Source organism: Nocardioides sp. ChNu-153, from assembly GCF_030466625.1.
Classification (GTDB): domain Bacteria; phylum Actinomycetota; class Actinomycetes; order Propionibacteriales; family Nocardioidaceae; genus Nocardioides.
In genome coordinates this window covers 65765-85922 of record NZ_JADEVT010000004.1, presented here as the reverse complement: position 1 = coordinate 85922, position 20158 = coordinate 65765, and the positions used below count along the sequence as shown (strand labels likewise).

Below are 20158 nucleotides of genomic sequence, written 5' to 3'. Positions count from 1 at the left end.
GCGCCCGGCGCCGTGGCCGCCCCTCGCCGGCCACGCCCATTCTGCGGCACGCGCCCGGCCCGCGGGTGTGCGGGCCGGGCGCATGGGTCGTGCTGGTGGAGCGGGGGAGCCCCGGATCAGGGCGCCGCGGCCCGCAGCTTCTCGAGCAGGGGCTCGGCGGCCTCGGCGAGGAACTCGTCGACGGTGTCCCCGCCGACCTGCACGAGGGCGATGTCGGTGAACCCGGCCTCCCAGAACGGTTTGACGGCCTCGACGACGGCGTCGAGGTCGGGCCCGCACGGGATGGTCTCGGCGACGTCCTCGGGGCGCACGTACTGCGTCGCGCCCGCGAAGCCGGCCGTGGTCGGCAGGTCGGCGTTGACCGCCCAGCCACCGGCGAACCAGCGGAACTGCTCGTGGGCCCGCTGCGTGGCCTCCTCGACGTCGCGGCCCCAGGCGATGGGGATCTGGCCGACGGCCCGGCCGGGCGAGCCGATGCGCGGGGCCCCCTCGGTCGCGTTCCACGTCTCGATGAGCCCGGCATCCGGCTCCGTGGCGACGAGGTGGTCGGCGAGCGGGCCGAAGCGGTGCACGGCCTTCTCGCCGCCGACCGCGATGCCGATGTCGACCGGCTCGTCGGGCAGGTCCCACACGCGGGCCGAGTCGACCCGGAAGTAGTCGCCCTCCCACGTCGTCAGCTCGCCCGTGTGCAGCGCCCGGATGATCTCGACGGCCTCGACCAGCATGTCCTGGCGGGCGTCGACGCTCGGCCAGCCCTCGCCGACGACGTGCTCGTTGAGGTTCTCGCCGGCGCCGAGGCCGAGCGTGAAGCGGTTGTCGGACAGCAGCCCCAGCGTGGCGGCCTTCTGGGCGACGACGGCGGGGTGGTAGCGGATCGTCGGGCAGGTCACGTAGGTCATCAGGTCCACCCGCTCGGTGGCGTGGGCGACGGCGCCGAGCACGCTCCAGGCGTACGGCGCGTGCCCCTGCGCCGAGAGCCACGGGAAGTAGTGGTCGCTGGAGACCTCGAAGTCGAACCCGACCTGCTCCGCCGCGACGGCGTGACGCACGAGGTCCTTGGGGCCGGACTGCTCTGTCATGAGGGTGTAGCCGAAACGGGTCGTCATGGATCCACCCGAGCACGCCGGTCCAAACGCCCTGGCGGGGCCGGGGACGCACGACGCCGGGCCGCCCGCGAGGGGCGACCCGGCGTCGTACCGGTGCGTGCCGGCGTGCTGGTGACGGGGCCCGTCAGTCCTTGAGCTCGCAGACGACGGCGCCGTTCGTGACGGTGGCGCCGACCTCGGCGGTCAGGCCCGTCACGGTGCCCGCCTTGTGCGCCTTGAGCGGCTGCTCCATCTTCATGGCCTCGAGCACGACGATCGTGTCGCCCTCGGCGACCTCGTCGCCCTCGGCGACGACGACCTTGACGATCGTGCCCTGCATGGGGGAGGTGACGGAGTCGCCCGAGGCGGCCGCGCCGGCCTTCTTGGCGCCGCTGCGCTTCGGCTTCTTCGCGCCGCCCGCACCTGCGCCCGCGGCGGCGACCCCGCCGAGCCCGGCGGGGAGCACGACCTCGAGGCGGCGACCGCCGACCTCGACGACGACCGTCTGGCGCTCGCCCTGCTCCTCGGCCTCGCCGGCCGCGCCCGCGTAGGGCTCGATCTGGTTGTCGAAGTCGGTCTCGATCCACTGCGTGTAGACCGTGAACTCGCCCTCGCCGCTGGGGGTCGAGGCGCCGACGTACGCCGGGTCCTCCACGACCGTGCGGTGGAACGGGATGACGGTCGGCATGCCGTCGACCTCGAACTCGGCGAGCGCCCGGCGGGAGCGCTCGAGCGCCTGGGTGCGGTCGCGGCCGGTGACGATGAGCTTGGCGATGAGGGAGTCGAACGCGCCGGGGATCGTCTCGCCGTTCTCGTAGCCGCCGTCGACCCGGACGCCGGGGCCCTGCGGGGGCGACCACTTCGTGAGCGTGCCGGGCGCGGGCATGAAGTTGCGCCCGCCGTCCTCGGCGTTGATGCGGAACTCGATGGAGTGGCCGCGGATCTCGGGGTCGTCGTAGCCCAGCTCCTCGCCGGCCGCGATGCGGAACATCTCGCGGACCAGGTCGATGCCCGTGACCTCCTCGGAGACGCAGTGCTCGACCTGCAGCCGGGTGTTGACCTCGAGGAAGGAGATCGAGCCGTCCTGGGCGACGAGGAACTCGCAGGTGCCGGCGCCGTGGTAGCCGGCCTCCCGCAGGATCCGCTTCGACGACTCGTAGAGCTCGGTGAGCTGCGCCTCGGACAGGAACGGCGCGGGGGCCTCCTCGACGAGCTTCTGGTTGCGCCGCTGCAGCGAGCAGTCGCGGGTGGAGACGACGACGACGTTGCCGTGCTGGTCCGCCAGGCACTGGGTCTCGACGTGGCGGGGCTTGTCGAGGAACTTCTCCACCAGGCACTCGCCGCGACCGAACGCGCCGACCGCCTCGCGGACCGCCGACTCGAAGGCGTCGGGGATCTCCTCGATGGTGCGGGCGACCTTGAGGCCGCGCCCGCCACCGCCGTACACCGCCTTGATGGCGATGGGCAGGCCGTGCTCCTGCGCGAAGGCGACGGCCTCGTCGGCGTCGGCCAGCGGGTCCTTGGTGCCGGGCGCGAGCGGCGCGTTCGCCTTCACCGCGATGTGCTTGGCCTTGGCCTTGTCGCCCAGCGCCTCGATCGCCGCCGGCGGGGGACCGATCCAGGTCAGCCCGGCGTCGATGACGGCCTGGGCGAAGTCGGCGTTCTCGGCGAGGAAGCCGTAGCCCGGGTGCACCGAGTCGGCGCCGGACTTCTCGGCGACCGCGATGATCTTCGCGATGTCGAGGTAGGAGTCGGCGGGCGTCGCGCCGCCGAGCGAGTGCGCCTCGTCGGCGAGCCGCACGAACAGGGCGTCGCGGTCGGGCTCGGCGTAGACGGCGACGCTGCCGATGCCGGCGTCCTTGCAGGCGCGGATGACGCGCACGGCGATCTCACCGCGGTTGGCGATGAGGACGCGACGCAAGGGCTTGATCTCGGGCACGGGCACTCCTCGAAGGCTCGGGTCACTCGACTCACGGCGCGCCCCGCGGCGCCACCGCAGCGGAGTCTAGGGGCACCCGGGCCGTCGTGAGCGAGCGGATCCGGAATTCGGTCCCTGTCGGCCGGTACGGCGTACCGCACCGCCCCGCGGGGCGGCGTGCGACGCCCGGGGCGCGCGGAGGATAGCCTGCGACCCATGGGACGGCGGCGGTGGCGACGGCTGGCCGCCGAGGTCAGCAAGTTCAGCCTCGTCGGCGTCCTCGCGACCCTCGTGTCCTTCGTGCTCTTCAACGCCCTGCTCCACGGCGCCTGGGTGGTCGACCCCGTGCTGGGCGACCGGCCCTACTCGTCGTACGTGCTGGCCAACACGGTCGGCATGCTCGTCAGCTACAGCGGCACCAAGCGGTGGGTCTTCCGGCACCGCCAGGCCCCGGGGGCCGACGGCGGTTTCCTGGCCTACGTCGCGATCAACGTGGTGACGATGGTCCTGCCGATGGCGTGCCTGTGGTTCAGCCGCTCGGTGCTCGGCCTGAGCGACCCCGTAGCCGACAACGTCTCGGCGAACGTCATCGGGCTGTCGGCCGGCTTCGTCGCCCGCTTCTACCTGTTCCGCACCTACGTCTTCAACAGCCCCGTGCAGCGGGCGAGGACGCTGCCGGCCGCCGTCATCGGGGAGACCACAGGTCCGTCCACCGCAGCCCCAGGTCGGCGCACAGGGTCCGCAGGAGAGGCACGCTGACCCCGACCACGTTGTGGGGGTCGCCCTCGACGCCCGTGACGAACGCGGCGCCCCGCCCCTCCAGCGTGAACCCGCCGGCGACGCCGAGCGGCTCCCCGGTCGCCACGTAGGCGGCGACCTCCTCGTCGTCGACGTCCGCGAAGTGCACGACGGTCGAGGCGACCGCGGTCGTGCTCCGGTCACCGGCCAGGTGCACGAGCGCGTGCCCGGTGTGGAGCACGCCGGAGCGCCCGCGCACCTGCTGCCAGCGCCGCGTCGCCACCTCCGCCGTACCCGGCTTGCCGTGGGCGACGCCGTCCACCTCGAGCACCGAGTCGCACCCGAGGACCAGGGCGTCGTCGGGGAGGCCGCCGCGGCGCACGACGGCGTCGGCCTTGCGGACGGCCAGCTGCCCGGCCATCTGCGCCGGGGGGAGGTGCTCGAGCCCCGACTCGTCGGCGCCCGAGACCACCACGAGGGGGTCGACCCCCGCCGTGCGGAGGGTGGCCAGGCGGGCGGGGGAGGCGGAGGCGAGCACGAGCGTCGTCACCCGCACGAGCCTAGGTCCGGCGACGTGCGGAATGTCGGTCCCGTCTCCTAGGTTGGACCACCGTGCCAGCCTCCTCCCGCGACCGTTCCACCACCGCGGCCGGCCTGAAGGTGCTCGGCGTCGCGATCCGGCGCGAGCCCTGGGTGTTCACCGTCTCGGCGGTCGGCAGCGTGCTCTTCGGCGCCCTCACCGTGGCCGACGCCTGGGTGCTCGGCTGGTCCACCGACCACGTCGTCCTCCCCGCCTTCGAGACCGGGGAGGTGGGCGCGGGCGCGCTGTGGGCGGTGTTCGGCCTGTTCGTCGGCGTCGCCATCCTCCGCGCGGTCGGCATCGTGGCGCGGCGCCTCGGGGCCGGGATCATGCAGTACCGGATGGAGGCGCACTACCGCCGCGCCGTCACGCGGCAGTACCTGTCGCTGCCCATGTCGTGGCACCACCGCCACCCCACCGGCGTGCTGCTGTCGAACGCGAACTCCGACGTCCAGGCGGCGTGGGGCCCGGTCGCGCCGCTGCCGATGGCCGTCGGCACCATCGCGATGATGGTCGTGGCCGTCGCGCAGATGCTCCTCACCGACGTCGTCCTCGCCGTGGTGGGCCTCCTCGTGTTCCCGGCCGTCATCGCCGTCAACCTGTGGTTCCAGCGCGTCACCTCCCCGCTGATGACCCGGGTGCAGGAGCTGCGCGGCGAGGTCAGCGAGATCGCCCACGAGTCGTTCGAGGGCGCCCTGGTGGTGAAGACCCTGGGCCGCGAGGCCGAGGAGACCGAGCGCTTCGCGCGCCGCACCGCCGACCTGCGCGACGTCGCCATCGAGGCGGGCCGGCGCCGGGCGCTCTTCGACCCGCTGCTCAACGCCCTCCCGAGCATCGGGGTGCTGCTCGTGCTGGTGGTCGGCGTCGTGCGCGTGCTCGACGGCGACACCGACGCGGGCGCCGTGGTCACGGTCGCCTACCTGCTGACCGTCGTCGCCTTCCCCATCCGCTCCATCGGCTGGCTGCTCGGCGAGCTGCCGCGAAGCGTCGTGGGCTTCGACCGCGTGCACGCCGTGCTCGAGGAGCGGGCCGGGATGGAGTACGGCGTGAGCCCCGCCCCCCGCACCGACGCGGGCGGTGCGCTGCTCGAGGTCGAGAACGTGCGCTACGGGTACGACGCGGCCGCCCCCGTCCTGCAGGACGTGTCCTTCCGGGTCGAGCCGGGCCGCACGGTCGCCCTGGTGGGCCCGACGGCGTCCGGCAAGAGCACGCTGACGGCCCTGCTGAGCCGGCTGGTCGACCCCGCCGCGGGCCACGTGCGCGTGGACGGCACCGACCTGCGGGACCTTGCGCCCGGCGCGCTCGCCGAGGTGCTCGCCGTCGTGCCGCAGACCGCCTTCCTCTTCGACGACACCGTGCGGGGCAACGTCGCGCTCGGTGCCGACGTCACCGACGACGAGGTGTGGGCCGCGCTGCGGGTCGCGCAGGCCGACGGGTTCGTCGCTCGCCTGCCCCAGGGGCTCGACAGCCAGCTGGGGGAGCGCGGCACCACCCTGTCCGGCGGGCAGCGCCAGCGCCTCGCGCTGGCCCGGGCGCTCGTGCGCCGCCCGCGCCTGCTCGTCCTCGACGACGCGACCTCCGCCGTCGACCCCGAGGTCGAGGCCCGCATCCTCGCGGCGCTGCGGGAGGGCGCCGACGGCGCCACCGTCGTCGTCGTGGCCTACCGCAAGGCCACCATCAGCCTGGCCGACGAGGTCGTGCACCTCGACCAGGGCCGCATCGTCGACCGCGGCCCCCACGCCGCCCTGCTCGAGCGCAGCCCGGCGTACGCCCGGCTCGTCAACGCCTACGAGGCCCTGCCCGAGGAGGTCCAGGCGTGAGCGCCGTGACCAGCCCGACCCGCCGTGCGACGACGAGCGTCGGCACGGGCGACGACATCGGCGCCGTCGACACCATCCGTCGGGGGGTGCGCCACTCCCCGGAGCTCGTCGACGGCATGGTCGGCACGCTGCTGCTCGCGGTGCTGTCCACCGTCGGCCAGGTCGTCGTGCCCGTCGCGGTGCAGCAGACGCTCGACCGCGGCATCGGCGCGCCCGGTGGCCCCGACGTCGGCTTCACCGTCCTCATGGCGGTCGCCGCCGGCGTCGCGGTGCTGGTGACGGGCGTGGCGTCGTACCTCATGACCGCCCGCCTGTTCGTCGCGGCCGAGACCGGCCTGGCCACCCTGCGGGTCAAGGCGTTCCGGCACGTGCACGACCTGCCCATGGGCACGCAGGACACGGAGCGCCGCGGCGCCCTGGTCTCCCGGGTGACGAGCGACATCGACCAGGTCAGCCAGTTCATCGTCTTCGGCGGCGTGCTGTTCATCGTGAGCATCGGCCAGATCCTGGTCGCGACCGTCGTGATGGCCGTCTACGACTGGCGCCTCACCCTCGTGGTCTGGGTCTGCTTCGCCCCGCTCTTCGCCTCGCTGCGCTACTTCCAGCGCAAGCTGTCGCAGGCCTACGGCATCGTGCGCAACCAGGTCGGCGTGATGCTCTCCGCCATCGCCGAGCCCGTCGTCGGTGCGGCCGTGGTCCGCTCGTACGCGGTGGAGGCCCGCACCCAGGCCCGCATCGACACCTCGATCGACCGGTACCGCTCCGCCGCGACCAAGGCGCAGGGTTTCACCGCCGTCTCGTTCTCGCTCGGCGGCATCTCGGCCGGGCTGGCGAACGCCGGCGTCATCGTGGTCGGCGTCTGGCTCGGGCTCGCCGGTGACGTCACCGCGGGCGAGATCCTGGCCTTCGCCTTCCTCGTCACCCTCTTCGTCGGCCCGGTGCAGATGGGCACGCAGATCCTCACCGACGCCCAGAACGCCATCGCGGGCTGGCGCCGGGTCGTGGCGCTGCTGGACACCCCCGCCGAGCTCGTCGACCCCGGCGAGGACGGGGCGGAGCTGCCCGACCGCGCGGTCGACGTCGAGCTCGACGACGTGTGGTTCGCCTACGGCGGCGGCGAGCCCGTGCTGCGCGGCATCACGCTGCGCATCGAGGCGGGGCGCCGCGTCGCCGTCGTCGGCGAGACCGGTTCGGGGAAGTCGACGATCGCCAAGCTGCTGACGCGCCTGGCCGACCCGACCGACGGCGCCGTGCGGCTCGACGGCGTCGACCTGCGCGAGGTGCGGGGCGGCTCGCTGCGCCGCCGCGTCGTGCTGGTGCCCCAGGAGGGCTTCCTCTTCGACGACACGGTGCTGGCCAACCTCCGGTACGGCGACCTCGACGCCGACGAGGAGCGCGTGCTCGCCGCCGCTGCCGAGATCGGCGTGGACGACTGGCTGCTCGGGCTGCCCGAGGGCGTGCGTACCCGCGTGGGCCAGCGCGGCGAGTCGCTGTCCGCGGGGGAGCGGCAGCTGGTCGCCCTCCTGCGCGCCCACCTCGCCGACCCCGACCTGCTCGTGCTGGACGAGGCGACGAGCGCCGTCGACCCCGCCCTGGAGATGCGGATCAGCCGCGCGCTCGAGGCCCTCATGGACGGCCGCACCTCCATCACCATCGCCCACCGCCTGACGACGGCCGAGAACGCCGACGAGGTGGTCGTGGTCGACGCCGGCCGGGTCGTGCAGCACGGGCCGCACGCGGCGCTCGTCGCCCAGCCCGACGGCGTCTACGCGCGGCTGCACCGCTCGTGGGTGGCCCAGCAGGCCGTGGCGACCGAGCGGTGAGCGGGCCGGTGAACGGCCCCGTCCCGGGCGGCGCGGATACTGGCGGGGTGAGCACCCTGGCCCCCGAGATCGCCGCCCGCCTCAAGCGCACCGAGGACGGCCTGGTCCCCGCCGTGGTGCAGCAGCACGACACGGGCGAGGTGCTCATGCTGGGCTGGATGGACGACGAGGCCCTGGCCCGCACCCTGGCGACCGGGCGTGCGACCTACTGGTCACGCTCCCGCCGGGAGTACTGGGTGAAGGGCGAGACCTCCGGCCACCGCCAGTGGGTCAAGGACGTGCGCCTCGACTGCGACGGCGACACGCTGCTGGTGAAGGTCGACCAGGAGGGCGCGGCGTGCCACACCGGCGACCGCACCTGCTTCGACGCCGTCCGGCTGGGCCCCGCGTGAGCGCAGCGGCCCCCGGGCCGGAGCGTCGCCGCCGCACGGTCGGGCCCGTGGTCCTCGTCGGGCTCGCCGCCAGCGGCCTCACCGCGCTGGGCGGCACGCGCGCCTGGGTGGGCACCGACGGCGCGACGGGACGCGTCGCGGGCATCGGCCCGAGCGGCCTGGCGACGACCACGGACGTCGGCGAGGCCCCCCTCGCGGCCGCCCTCGGGCTCGTGCTGCTCGCGTGCTGGGGCGTGCTCCTCGTGACGCGCGGCTGGTTCCGCCGCGCCGCGGCCGCCCTCGGCGCGCTAGCGGCGGCGGGCGTGGTCGCCGTCGCGGTCACCTCGGCGCGCACCCTGCCCGACGACGTGACCGAGCAGCTCGCGCGCGGCGGCACGACCGACGTCGACCCGGGGATCACCGCGTGGCTGCCGGTCACCGCCCTCGCCGCCCTGCTGGCTCTCGCCGCCTGCGTCGCCGCGGTGCGCCTCGCCCCGTCGTGGCCCGAGATGGGCTCGCGGTACGACGCGCCCGCCGACGCCGCGACGACGGCCACGACCCGGGCCCCCGAGACCTCGCTCGACCTGTGGAAGGCCATCGACGAGGGCGAGGACCCGACGCGCTGACCGCTCGGCGGGCCACCTAGGATCGGTCTCGGCCCGGTGAGCCCGGCGCCGACGCTGCCCCCCGACCGAGGAGCCCCGCATGTCGAACAACCACGGCAACACCCCCGCGGCCTGGACGGGCGTCACGGTCGCCCTGGTCGGCTTCGCCGTCGGGTCCGTGGGCCTCATGCTCGACCCGATCAACCTCGTCGTGTTCTACATCGGCCTGGGTCTCGCCATCGGCTCGTTCGTCCTCTTCCTCGTGATGGCCAAGCTCGGCCTGCACGAGGAGACCCACTGACCGCGGTGACCGTCCTCGACGAGATCGTCGCAGGGGTCCGCGAGGACCTGGCGCGCCGCGAGGCCGAGGTCGACCTGGCCGGGCTGCGCGCGCGGCTGGCCGACGTCGACCCGCCGCGGGACCCCATGCCGGCGCTGCGCGCCGCGGGGTCGAGCGTCATCGCCGAGGTCAAGCGGCGCAGCCCCAGCAAGGGGCACCTGGCCGACATCCCGGACCCCGTCGCGCTGGCCTCGGCGTACGCCGCCGGCGGTGCCGCGGCCATCAGCGTGCTGACCGAGGAGCGCCGCTTCGGCGGCTCCCTGGCCGACCTGGTCGCGGTGCGCGCCGCCGTCGACGTGCCGCTGCTGCGCAAGGACTTCGTGGTGACGGAGTACCAGGTGGTCGAGGCCCGTGCCGCGGGCGCCGACCTCGTGCTGCTCATCGTCGCCGCGCTCGACGACCCGACGCTGCACCGCCTGCACGACCTGGCCCGCGAGCTCGGTCTCACCGTGCTCGTCGAGGTGCACGACGAGGCCGAGACGGAGCGCGCCGTGACCCTCGGCGCGGAGCTCGTGGGCGTCAACGCGCGCAACCTCAAGACCCTCGCCGTGGACCCCGGTGCGTTCGGCCGTCTCGCGCCGCTCCTGCCCGCCGACCGCGTGCTCGTCGCCGAGTCCGGCATCGGGGGCGTCGCCGACGTGCGGGGGTACGTCGAGCAGGGCGCCCGCGCCGTGCTCGTGGGGGAGACCCTCGTGCGCGACGGCGACCCCGAGGGCGCCGTGCGCGCCATGTCGGGCATCACCAGCACCCAGCCGGCACCCCAACCGACTCCCCAGCCGACTCTCCAGCCGACTCCCCAGCCAAGTCCCCAGCCGACCGTGGAGGTCACCCCGTGAGCCGCTTCGACGCCGACGACCGCGGCTTCTTCGGCGAGGCCGGCCAGTGGGGCGGCCGGTTCATGCCCGAGGCGCTGGTCTCCGCGCTGGACGAGCTCACGGACGCGTGGCACACCGCCCTCGCCGACCCCGGCTTCACGGCCGAGTTCGAGACCATCCTGCGGGAGTACGCCGGCATCCCCAGCCCGCTGTACGAGGCGACCCGCCTCTCGGAGCAGGTGGGCTGCCGCGTGCTGCTCAAGCGCGAGGACCTCAACCACACGGGCGCGCACAAGATCCGCAACGTGCTGGGCCAGGCGCTGCTGACGAAGCGGATGGGCAAGAAGCGCGTCATCGCCGAGACCGGGGCCGGCCAGCACGGCGTGGCCAGCGCGACCGCGGCGGCGTACTTCGGTCTCGACTGCACCATCTACATGGGCGCCGTCGACACGCGACGCCAGGCGCTCAACGTCGCCCGCATGCAGCTGCTGGGGGCGGAGGTCGTCGCGGTCGACACGGGCAGCGGCACGCTCAAGGACGCCATCAACGAGGCGTTCCGCGACTGGGTCGCCAGCGTGGACCACACGGCGTACCTGTTCGGCACCGCCGCGGGTCCGCACCCGTTCCCCTCGATGGTGCGCGAGTTCTGCCGCGGCATCGGCGACGAGGCCCGGGCGCAGGTGCTGGAGCGCTACGGCCGGCTCCCGGACGCCATCGCGGCGTGCGTCGGCGGCGGCTCCAACGCGATCGGGCTCTTCGCGGGCTTCCTCGAGGACGACGACGTGGCCGTCTACGGGTTCGAGCCCGGCGGCGACGGGGTCGCGACGGGACGCCACGCGGCCACCATCACCGCCGGCGAGGCGGGCGTGCTCCACGGCGCCCGCACCTTCCTCCTCCAGGACGACGACGGCCAGACCGTCGAGTCGCACTCGATCTCCGCCGGCCTCGACTACCCCGGGGTGGGCCCCCAGCACTCCCACCTCGCCCACGTCGGGCGGGCCACCTACGTGCCGGTCACGGACGCCGCCGCCATGGACGCCATGGCGCTGCTGGCCCGCACCGAGGGCATCATCTGCGCGATCGAGTCGGCCCACGCCGTCGCCGGTGCGCTCGACGTCGCCCGCGAGCTGGCGGCCACGAAGGGGCCCGAGGCCACCGTCCTCGTCAACCTCTCGGGCCGCGGCGACAAGGACATGGGCACCGCGATCGAGTGGTTCGGGCTCGGCCGCACGGAGAAGGAGGTCGAGGCATGAGCACCGCTCCCGCGTTCGCCCGCGCCCGCGAGGAGGGCCGCGCGGCCCTCGTCGGCTACCTGCCCGCCGGGTTCCCCGACGTGCCCGGCGCCATCGAGGCGCTGCGCACGATGGTCGAGGCCGGCTGCGACGTCATCGAGGTCGGCCTGCCCTACAGCGACCCCGTGATGGACGGCCCCACCATCCAGGCGGCCGCCCAGCAGGCGCTCGACGGCGGGTTCCGCGTGGCCGACGTGCTGCGCACCGTCGAGGCCGTCGCCGCGACCGGCACCCCCACCCTCGTCATGACCTACTGGAACCCCGTCGAGCGGTACGGCGTGGAGCGGTTCGCGCGCGACCTGGCCGAGGCCGGGGGAGCGGGCCTCATCACCCCCGACATCACGCCCGACTACGGCGCGGAGTGGATCGCGGCGGCGGACGCCCGCGACCTCGACAAGGTCTTCCTCGTCGCGCCGTCCTCCACCGACGAGCGGGTCGAGATGACGACGGCGGCCTGCCGCGGCTTCGTCTACGCCACCGCCGTCATGGGCGTCACCGGTGCCCGCACCACCTCCAGCGAGCTCGGCGGCCCGCTCGTCACCCGGGCCCGCGCGCTGCAGCCCAGGGGCGCCGACCTCCCCGTCGGGGTCGGCCTCGGTGTCGGCAACGGCGACCAGGCCGCGGACGTGGCGGCGTACGCCGACGGCGTCATCGTCGGCTCGGCCTTCGTGCGCACGCTGCTCGACGCCGGCACCGACCGCCAGGCGGGCCTGGCCGCGCTGCGCACCCTCACCGAGGACCTCGCCACGGGCGTGCGCCGGGGGAGCGCCGGCGGTGCGTGAGTCCACCCCGGCCCGGGTACGCCGTGCTGCCGCCGTCGCCGCCCTCGCGCTCGCCGGGCTCACCGCCTGCGGCGGCACGGCCGAGCCGCTCAACCCGATGGTGGGCGCGGAGATCAGCGACGACGCGCTCTACGGCTCGGTCATCGACCAGGCGCCCTACCAGGTCCCCGACGTGACGCTGACCTCGACGCTGGGCGACGCGGCGGAGGGCACGCCGTACTCGTTGACGGCCGACTCGACGGCCGACCTGACGCTGGTCTTCTTCGGCTACTCGAACTGCCCCGACATCTGCCAGATGGTGATGGCCAACGTCGCCAACGCCCTCGACCGGCTCGAGCCGGCCGACCAGGAGCGGGTGCAGGTCCTCTTCGTCACGACCGACCCGGCGCGCGACGACGTCGCCACGCTGCGCACCTACCTGGAGCGCTTCGACCCCGCCTTCGTCGGGCTGACCGGCGACATGGCCGCGCTGCAGGAGGCCGGCGACGGCTTCCACGTCTACTTCGAGGAGGGCGCGCGGCTGCCGAGCGGCGGCTACGACGTCACCCACAACGACCAGGTGAGCGGCGTCGACACCGACGACACCGTGCCGGTGCTGTGGATGCGGGACACCTCGCCCCACCAGCTCGCCACCGACGTCGCGACCCTCCTGGCGCGGCCGGCCGCCTGACGGGCGATGATGGGCCCCATGCTCACGGCCCTCGACGCGTTCCCGGCGCTCGTCCACGCCCTGCCCAGCCCGGACCAGGGCGTGTGGCACCTGGGTCCGCTGCCCCTGCGCGGCTACGCGCTGTGCATCATCCTCGGCGTCGTCGCCGCCGTGATCATCGGCGAGCGCCGGTGGGTGGCCCGCGGCGGGCAGTACGGCGACGTGCAGGACATCGCGGTCCCCGCGGTGCTGTTCGGCATCGTCGGCGCCCGGATCTACCACGTCGCGACCGACTGGGAGCTCTACTTCGGCGAGGGTCGCGAGCCGATCCGCGCCCTCTACCTGTGGGAGGGCGGCCTCGGCATCTGGGGCGCGATCGCGTTCGGCGCGCTCGGCGCGTGGATCGGCGCCCGCCGCAAGGGCATCCGGTTCCTGCCGCTCGTCGACGCCCTGGCGCCCGGCCTGCTGGTGGCCCAGGCCATCGGCCGGTGGGGCAACTGGTTCAACCAGGAGCTGTTCGGCCGCCCCACCGACCTGCCGTGGGGGCTGAGCATCGACCTGGAGAACCGCCCGACCGGCTACACGCAGTTCGAGACCTTCCACCCCACGTTCCTCTACGAGTTCCTCTGGAACCTGGCGGCCTTCGCGCTCGTCGTCTGGCTCGACCGCCGCTACCGCCTCGGTGGCGGTCGCGTCGTCGCGCTGTACGTCGCGACCTACACCGTCGGGCGGGCCTTCACCGAGTCGCTGCGCATCGACGAGGTGCAGCTCGACGACGTGCTCGGCCTGCGGCTCAACGTGTGGACCTCGATCGTGCTGTTCGTCGCCGCCGTCGCCTACCTCGTCGTCACCCGCGGGCGCGGCCGCGAGGAGGACGTGTACGTCGAGGGCCGCCGCCCGGTCACGGACGACGACGCGGTGCACGAGACGGCCGACGCCGACGAGACGGCCGACGCCGACGCGGACGACGCCGAGCCCGGGGTCGCCGCCGACGCCCGCGCCGGTCGCACGGGCACCACGGCGACCACCCAGGACACCGAGGGCGGCGCGCCCGCGCCCCCGCGACGCCGCCGGTTCCGCTCGCGCGGCTGAACGTCGTACCGCCACCGTGTGGCCGTCGCGCACCAGCGACGTTTCGCGGTGGTAACCTCACCGCCTGCAGGGCCAACGTCGTCCCTTCGAAGGTGGGCCCGGGGCCTCGCACCCAGCCGGCACGACAGCCACGCGCTGCCGCGCCGCGCGACGCCACGACCACCCCGCACCAGTGATCGCCCGGCGCGCCCCCACGCCCGCCGGGCCCCGACGACGGGAGATGTCCACGTGCCCATCTCGCACGCGATCCCCGAGGCCCAAGGGCTCTACGACCCGCGGTTCGAGCACGACGCCTGTGGTGTCGCCTTCGTGGCCACCATGACCGGCGAGGCCAGCCACGACATCGTGGCCAAGGCCCTGCAGGCGCTGCGCAACCTCGACCACCGCGGCGCCGCCGGCGCCGAGGTCAACTCCGGCGACGGCGCCGGCATCCTGCTCCAGGTCCCCGACGCGTTCCTGCGCGCCGTCGTGGACTTCGACCTGCCGGCCGTCGGGGCGTACGCCGTCGGCACCGGCTTCCTGCCGCGCGAGGGTGACGACCTGGCGAAGGCGCGCACCACCATCGAGGAGATCGCGACCCAGGAGGGTCTCGAGGTCCTCGGCTGGCGCGACGTGCCGGTGGAGCCCGCGGTGCTCGGCTCGATGGCGCTCGGCGTCATGCCGACGTTCAGCCAGCTCTTCGTGGCGCCCGTCGACCGCTCCGTGTCCGGCATGGACCTGGAGCGGCTCGCGTTCTGCCTGCGCAAGCGTGCGGAGCGGGAGGCCGCGGCCTACTTCCCGTCGCTGTCGTCGCGCACCCTCGTCTACAAGGGCATGCTCACGACCGACCAGCTCGACCACTTCTTCCCCGACCTGGTCGACGAGCGCGTGGCGTCCGCGATCGGCGTGGTGCACTCGCGCTTCTCGACGAACACGTTCCCGAGCTGGCCGCTGGCGCACCCGTTCCGCTTCATCGCCCACAACGGCGAGATCAACACGGTCATGGGCAACCGCAACTGGATGCGCGCCCGCGAGGCCCTCCTGGCCTCCGACGCCATCCCGGGCGACCTCGACCGGCTCTTCCCGATCTGCACCCCGGGTGCCTCGGACTCCGCGTCCTTCGACGAGGTGCTCGAGCTGCTCCACCTCGGCGGCCGCAGCCTGCCGCACTCCGTGCTCATGATGATCCCGGAGGCGTGGGAGAACCACGGGGAGATGGACGAGGCCAAGCGGGCCTTCTACGAGTTCCACTCCACGATGATGGAGCCGTGGGACGGCCCGGCCTGCGTCGTCTTCACCGACGGCACGCAGATCGGCGCCACCCTCGACCGCAACGGCCTGCGTCCCTCGCGCTTCTGGGTCACCGACGACGGTCTCGTCGTCCTGGCCTCCGAGGTGGGCGTGCTCGACATCGACCCCGCCACCATCGTGCGCAAGGGTCGCCTGCAGCCCGGCAAGATGTTCCTCGTCGACACGGCCGAGCACCGGATCGTGGAGGACGAGGAGATCAAGTCCGGCCTCGCGGCCGAGCAGCCGTACGCCGAGTGGCTCGCCGACGGCCTCGTGCACCTCAAGGACGTGCCGGAGCGCGAGCACGTCGTGCACACGCACGCCTCGGTCACCCGCCGCCAGCAGGTCTTCGGCTACACCGAGGAGGAGCTCCGCGTCCTCCTCGCGCCGATGGCCAACGCCGGCGCCGAGCCGATCGGCTCGATGGGCACCGACACCCCGATCGCGGCGCTCAGCGAGAAGCCGCGGCTGCTGTTCGACTACTTCTCCCAGCTGTTCGCGCAGGTCACGAACCCGCCGCTGGACGCCATCCGCGAGGAGCTCGTCACCTCGCTCAACGGCTCCATCGGCCCGGAGGCCAACCTGCTCGAGCCGGGTCCGGACTCGTGCCGCCAGGTCGTGCTGCCGTTCCCCGTCATCGACAACGACGAGCTGGCGAAGATCCGCCACATCAACCGCGACGGCGAGCACCCCGGCTTCGTCACGCACGTCTCCCGCGGCCTGTACCCGGTCGAGGGCGGTGGCGCGGCGATGGCCGCCCGCCTGCGCGAGATCTGCGCCGAGGTCAGCGCGGCCATCGCCGACGGTGCGCGCATCATCGTGCTCTCGGACCGCCACTCCACCCGCGAGCTGGCCCCGATCCCGTCGCTGCTGCTCACGGGCGCGGTGCACCACCACCTGGTGCGCGAGAAGACCCGCACCCAGGTCGGCCTGCTCGTCGAGGCCGGCGACGTGCGCGAGGTGCACCACGTCGCGCTGCTCGTCGGGTACGGCGCGGCCGCCGTCAACCCGTACCTCGCCATGGAGTCCGTCGAGGACCTCGCGCGGGCGGGCTACTACGTCAAGGCCGAGCCGGAGGTCGCGGTCAAGCACCTCGTGAAGGCGCTCGGCAAGGGCGTCCTCAAGGTCATGAGCAAGATCGGCGTCTCGACGGTCGCGTCCTACACCGGTGCGCAGATCTTCGAGGCCGTCGGCCTCTCCCAGGAGCTCGTGGACGAGTACTTCGTCGGCACGACGTCCAAGCTCGGCGGCATCGGCATCGACACGGTCGCGGAGGAGGTCGCGCGGCGCCACGCCGCGGCGTACCCCCCCAGCGGGGTGGCTCCGTCGCACCGCGAGCTGGCCATCGGCGGCGAGTACCAGTGGCGCCGCGAGGGCGAGCCGCACCTGTTCGACCCCGAGACCGTGTTCCGCCTGCAGCACTCGACGCGGGCGGGCCGGTACGACGTGTTCAAGCAGTACACGAGCCGGGTGGACGAGCAGTCCGAGCGGCTCATGACGCTGCGCGGGCTCTTCCGGTTCAAGGACGCCGGCGCGACCGGCCGCCAGCCGATCCCCGTCGAGGAGGTCGAGCCGGTCTCGGAGATCGTCAAGCGGTTCTCCACCGGCGCGATGTCGTACGGCTCCATCTCGCAGGAGGCGCACGAGACCCTCGCGATCGCCATGAACCGGCTCGGCGGCAAGTCGAACACCGGTGAGGGCGGCGAGGACCCGGACCGCCTGCACGACCCGGAGCGCCGCAGCTCGATCAAGCAGGTCGCCTCGGGGCGCTTCGGCGTCACGAGCGAGTACCTGACGAACGCGGACGACATCCAGATCAAGATGGCGCAGGGCGCGAAGCCCGGCGAGGGCGGCCAGCTGCCCGGCCACAAGGTCTACCCGTGGGTGGCGCGGACGCGGCACAGCACGCCCGGCGTGGGCCTGATCTCCCCGCCGCCGCACCACGACATCTACTCGATCGAGGACCTGGCGCAGCTGATCCACGACCTGAAGAACGCCAACCCGGCGGCGCGGGTCCACGTCAAGCTCGTCTCCGAGGTCGGCGTCGGCACCGTCGCCACCGGCGTCTCGAAGGCGCACGCGGACGTCGTGCTCATCTCCGGCCACGACGGCGGCACCGGCGCGTCCCCGCTGACGTCGCTGAAGCACGCGGGCGGCCCGTGGGAGCTCGGTCTCGCCGAGGCCCAGCAGACGCTGCTCATCAACGGCCTGCGGGACCGGATCGTGGTGCAGGCCGACGGCCAGCTCAAGACCGGTCGCGACGTCGTGATCGCCGCCCTGCTGGGTGCCGAGGAGTTCGGCTTCGCCACCGCCCCGCTCGTCGTCTCGGGCTGCATCATGATGCGGGTCTGCCACCTCGACACCTGCCCCGTGGGCGTCGCGACGCAGAACCCGGTGCTGCGCGAGCGCTTCAGCGGCAAGGCCGAGTACGTCGTCAACTTCTTCACCTACATCGCCGAGGAGGTGCGGGAGTACCTGGCGCAGCTGGGCTTCCGCAGCATCGACGAGGCCGTCGGCCAGGTCGGTGCGCTCGACGTGGCGCAGGCCGTGGACCACTGGAAGGCGGCCGGTCTCGACCTGACGCCGATCCTCCACGAGCCCGACACCACGGCGTTCCCGGAGCAGGACCTGCGCTGCACCAAGGTGCAGGACCACGCGCTGGAGAAGGCGCTCGACAACGAGCTCATCGCCATCGCACGCCCGGCGCTCGAGGACGGCGAGCCCGTCCGCGCCCAGGTGGCGGTGCGCAACGTCAACCGCACGGTCGGCACGATGCTCGGCCACGAGGTGACGAAGCGCTACCGCGGCGAGGGCCTGCCCGACGGCACGATCGACATCACCCTGACCGGCTCGGCGGGGCAGTCGTTCGGCGCCTTCGTCCCGCGGGGCGTGACCCTGCGCCTCGAGGGCGACGGCAACGACTACGTGGGCAAGGGCCTCTCGGGTGGCCGCCTCGTCGTCCGCCCGGACCGGGCGGCGACGTTCGCCTCCCACGAGCAGATCATCGCGGGCAACACGATCGCGTACGGCGCCACGTCGGGCGAGATCTTCATCCGCGGCGGGGTGGGCGAGCGCTGCTGCGTGCGCAACTCCGGGGCGGTCGTCGTCACCGAGGGCGTGGGCGACCACGCCTGCGAGTACATGACCGGCGGACGCGTGGTGGTGCTCGGCAAGACGGGCCGCAACTTCGCGGCCGGCATGTCGGGCGGCATCGCGTGGGTGCTCGACCTCAAGCCGTGGCGGGTCAACGGCGAGCTGGTCGACCTCCACCCGGTCGAGGGCGACGCGGCCGAGGAGCTCCACGGCCACGTCCGCACGTTCTTCGAGGAGACCGGGTCCGTGGTCGCCGAGCAGCTGCTCGCCGACTGGCCCGCGTCGCTGGCGCGCTTCACCGAGGTGATGCCGCGTGACTACAAGCGGGTGCTCGACGCCCGAGCCGCTGCGGAAGCCGAGGGCCTCGACGAGGACCAGACGGCCGCCCGGATCATGGAGGTGCTGCATGGCTGACCCGAAGGGCTTCCTCAAGGAGGGCCGCAAGGTCGCGACCCGTCGTCCCGTCGAGGAGCGCGTCAACGACTGGAACGAGGTCTACCCCGACGGCATCGGCCGCGCGCTGCTGCCGATCATCACGCCGCAGGCCGGCCGCTGCATGGACTGCGGCATCCCGTTCTGCCACCAGGGCTGCCCGCTGGGCAACATCATCCCGGAGTGGAACGACCTGGTCTGGCGCGACGACTGGGAGGAGGCGATCGAGCGGCTGCACGCCACGAACAACTTCCCGGAGTTCACCGGTCGCCTCTGTCCGGCGCCCTGCGAGACCGCCTGCGTGCTGGGCATCAACCAGGACCCGGTGACGATCAAGAACGTCGAGGTCTCGATCATCGACCGCGCGTGGGAGGCCGGCTACGTCAAGCCGCAGCCGCCCGAGTGGCTGTCGGGCAAGACCGTCGCCGTCGTCGGCTCGGGCCCTGCGGGCCTGGCCGCCGCGCAGCAGCTGACCCGCGCCGGCCACACCGTCGCGGTCTACGAGCGCTCCGACCGCATCGGCGGCCTGCTGCGCTACGGCATCCCCGAGTTCAAGATGGAGAAGCAGCACGTCGACCGCCGCCTCGACCAGATGCGCCGCGAGGGCACCGTGTTCCGCACGGGCGTCGACGTGGGCACGGACGTGACCGGTGACGACCTGCGGGCCCGCTACGACGCCGTCGTGCTGGCCACCGGGGCGACGATCCCGCGCGACCTGCCGGTCCCGGGGCGCGAGCTCGGCGGCATCCACCAGGCGATGGACTTCCTGCCGCAGGCCAACCGCGTCGCGGTCGGGGAGACGGTCGAGGGCCAGGTGCGCGCCGACGGCAAGAACGTCGTCATCATCGGCGGCGGCGACACGGGCGCGGACTGCCTCGGCACCTCCATCCGCCAGGGCGCCGCGTCCATCACGCAGCTCGAGATCATGCCGCAGCCGGGCGGCGATCGCCCGAGTGCGCAGCCGTGGCCGACGTACCCCGCGCTGTTCCGTGTCTCCTCGGCCCACGAGGAGGGCGGCGACCGGGTGTACGGCGTCTCCACCAAGGAGTTCCGCGGCGACGAGGACGGCAACGTGCGTGCGCTGCTGCTCGTCGACGTCCGCCTCGAGGACGGCCGGTTCGTCGAGGTCGAGGGCTCCGAGCGGGAGATCCCGGCCGAGCTGGTGCTCTTCGCGATGGGCTTCACGGGCCCGGAGACCGACTCGGTCGTCGCGCAGCTCGGGCTGGAGCTCGACGAGCGGCGCAACGTGAAGCGGGACCCGACGTACCGCACCTCGGTCGAGGGCGTGTTCGCGGCCGGTGACGCCGGCCGCGGCCAGTCGCTCATCGTGTGGGCCATCGCCGAGGGTCGTGCGGCTGCGGCGGCGGTGGACGAGTACCTGACGGGCTCGACGTCGCTGCCGGCGCCCATCAAGTCGACGGAGCGACCGCTGGTCGTGTGAGCGAGCGCCGCAC

General features: G+C 73.6%; 16 protein-coding genes. 13 read left to right on the top strand and 3 right to left on the bottom strand.

Annotation, left to right across the window (positions count from 1 at the left end; translation table 11 throughout):
* Positions 1-116: 116 nt before the first annotated feature.
* Both INN71_RS07920 and INN71_RS07915 read right to left on the bottom strand, forming a co-directional pair.
* Positions 117-1106: a TIGR03557 family F420-dependent LLM class oxidoreductase gene (locus INN71_RS07920; RefSeq protein ID WP_277498644.1), complete on the bottom strand. Its 990-nt coding sequence runs from the start codon at positions 1104-1106 to the stop codon at positions 117-119.
* Positions 1107-1230: 124 nt separating this feature from the next.
* Positions 1231-3024 (bottom strand): biotin carboxylase N-terminal domain-containing protein, encoded by a 1794-nt coding sequence (locus INN71_RS07915; RefSeq protein WP_277498643.1) that lies wholly within the window; start codon positions 3022-3024, stop codon positions 1231-1233.
* Positions 3025-3219: 195 nt separating this feature from the next.
* Between INN71_RS07915 and INN71_RS07910 the strand changes: the two genes are divergently transcribed.
* On the top strand, positions 3220-3762 hold the full coding sequence (locus INN71_RS07910; RefSeq protein WP_277498641.1) for a GtrA family protein: 543 nt from the start codon (positions 3220-3222) through the stop codon (positions 3760-3762).
* On the opposite strand, the gene INN71_RS07905 is transcribed toward INN71_RS07910, so the two are convergent.
* Positions 3689-4291, bottom strand: coding sequence for a nucleoside triphosphate pyrophosphatase (locus tag INN71_RS07905; protein WP_277498640.1), 603 nt, complete (start codon positions 4289-4291; stop codon positions 3689-3691). The two genes, INN71_RS07910 and INN71_RS07905, sit on opposite strands and share 74 nt — an antisense overlap.
* A 62-nt stretch (positions 4292-4353) precedes the next feature.
* Here INN71_RS07905 and INN71_RS07900 point away from each other — a divergent pair, with 62 nt between their 5' ends.
* From INN71_RS07900 to INN71_RS07845, 12 genes are all read left to right on the top strand, one after another.
* Complete coding sequence (locus INN71_RS07900) at positions 4354-6141, top strand: ABC transporter ATP-binding protein (protein ID WP_277498639.1); 1788 nt, start codon at positions 4354-4356, stop codon at positions 6139-6141.
* Positions 6138-7964, top strand: a complete 1827-nt coding sequence (locus INN71_RS07895; protein WP_277498638.1) for an ABC transporter ATP-binding protein — start codon at positions 6138-6140, stop codon at positions 7962-7964. The genes INN71_RS07900 and INN71_RS07895 overlap by 4 nt, the downstream gene beginning before the upstream one ends.
* 47 nt (positions 7965-8011) lie before the next feature.
* On the top strand, positions 8012-8356 hold the full coding sequence (hisI, locus tag INN71_RS07890; protein ID WP_277498637.1) for a phosphoribosyl-AMP cyclohydrolase: 345 nt from the start codon (positions 8012-8014) through the stop codon (positions 8354-8356).
* A gap of 47 nt (positions 8357-8403) precedes the next feature.
* Positions 8404-8961 (top strand): Trp biosynthesis-associated membrane protein, encoded by a 558-nt coding sequence (locus INN71_RS07885; RefSeq protein ID WP_277498636.1) that lies wholly within the window; start codon positions 8404-8406, stop codon positions 8959-8961.
* 79 nt (positions 8962-9040) lie between these two features.
* A complete protein-coding gene (locus INN71_RS07880; protein WP_277498635.1) occupies positions 9041-9241 on the top strand; it encodes an HGxxPAAW family protein in 201 nt (66 codons plus the stop codon).
* A gap of 5 nt (positions 9242-9246) precedes the next feature.
* On the top strand, positions 9247-10116 hold the full coding sequence (trpC, locus tag INN71_RS07875; RefSeq protein ID WP_301800050.1) for an indole-3-glycerol phosphate synthase TrpC: 870 nt from the start codon (positions 9247-9249) through the stop codon (positions 10114-10116).
* Positions 10113-11348 (top strand): tryptophan synthase subunit beta, encoded by a 1236-nt coding sequence (gene trpB / locus INN71_RS07870; protein ID WP_277498633.1) that lies wholly within the window; start codon positions 10113-10115, stop codon positions 11346-11348. Before trpC ends, trpB begins: the two co-directional genes overlap by 4 nt.
* Positions 11345-12169, top strand: a complete 825-nt coding sequence (gene trpA / locus INN71_RS07865) for a tryptophan synthase subunit alpha (protein ID WP_301800047.1) — start codon at positions 11345-11347, stop codon at positions 12167-12169. The genes trpB and trpA overlap by 4 nt, the downstream gene beginning before the upstream one ends.
* A complete protein-coding gene (locus INN71_RS07860; RefSeq protein ID WP_301800046.1) occupies positions 12162-12839 on the top strand; it encodes an SCO family protein in 678 nt (225 codons plus the stop codon). The genes trpA and INN71_RS07860 overlap by 8 nt, the downstream gene beginning before the upstream one ends.
* An 18-nt stretch (positions 12840-12857) precedes the next feature.
* Positions 12858-13910: a prolipoprotein diacylglyceryl transferase gene (gene lgt, locus INN71_RS07855; protein ID WP_301800045.1), complete on the top strand. Its 1053-nt coding sequence runs from the start codon at positions 12858-12860 to the stop codon at positions 13908-13910.
* 228 nt (positions 13911-14138) lie between these two features.
* The gene (gene gltB, locus INN71_RS07850) at positions 14139-18686 is read left to right on the top strand and encodes a glutamate synthase large subunit (protein ID WP_301800044.1); all 4548 of its coding nucleotides are present in this window, start codon (positions 14139-14141) and stop codon (positions 18684-18686) included.
* Positions 18679-20145 (top strand): glutamate synthase subunit beta, encoded by a 1467-nt coding sequence (locus INN71_RS07845; RefSeq protein ID WP_301800043.1) that lies wholly within the window; start codon positions 18679-18681, stop codon positions 20143-20145. Before gltB ends, INN71_RS07845 begins: the two co-directional genes overlap by 8 nt.
* Positions 20146-20158: the final 13 nt, after the last annotated feature.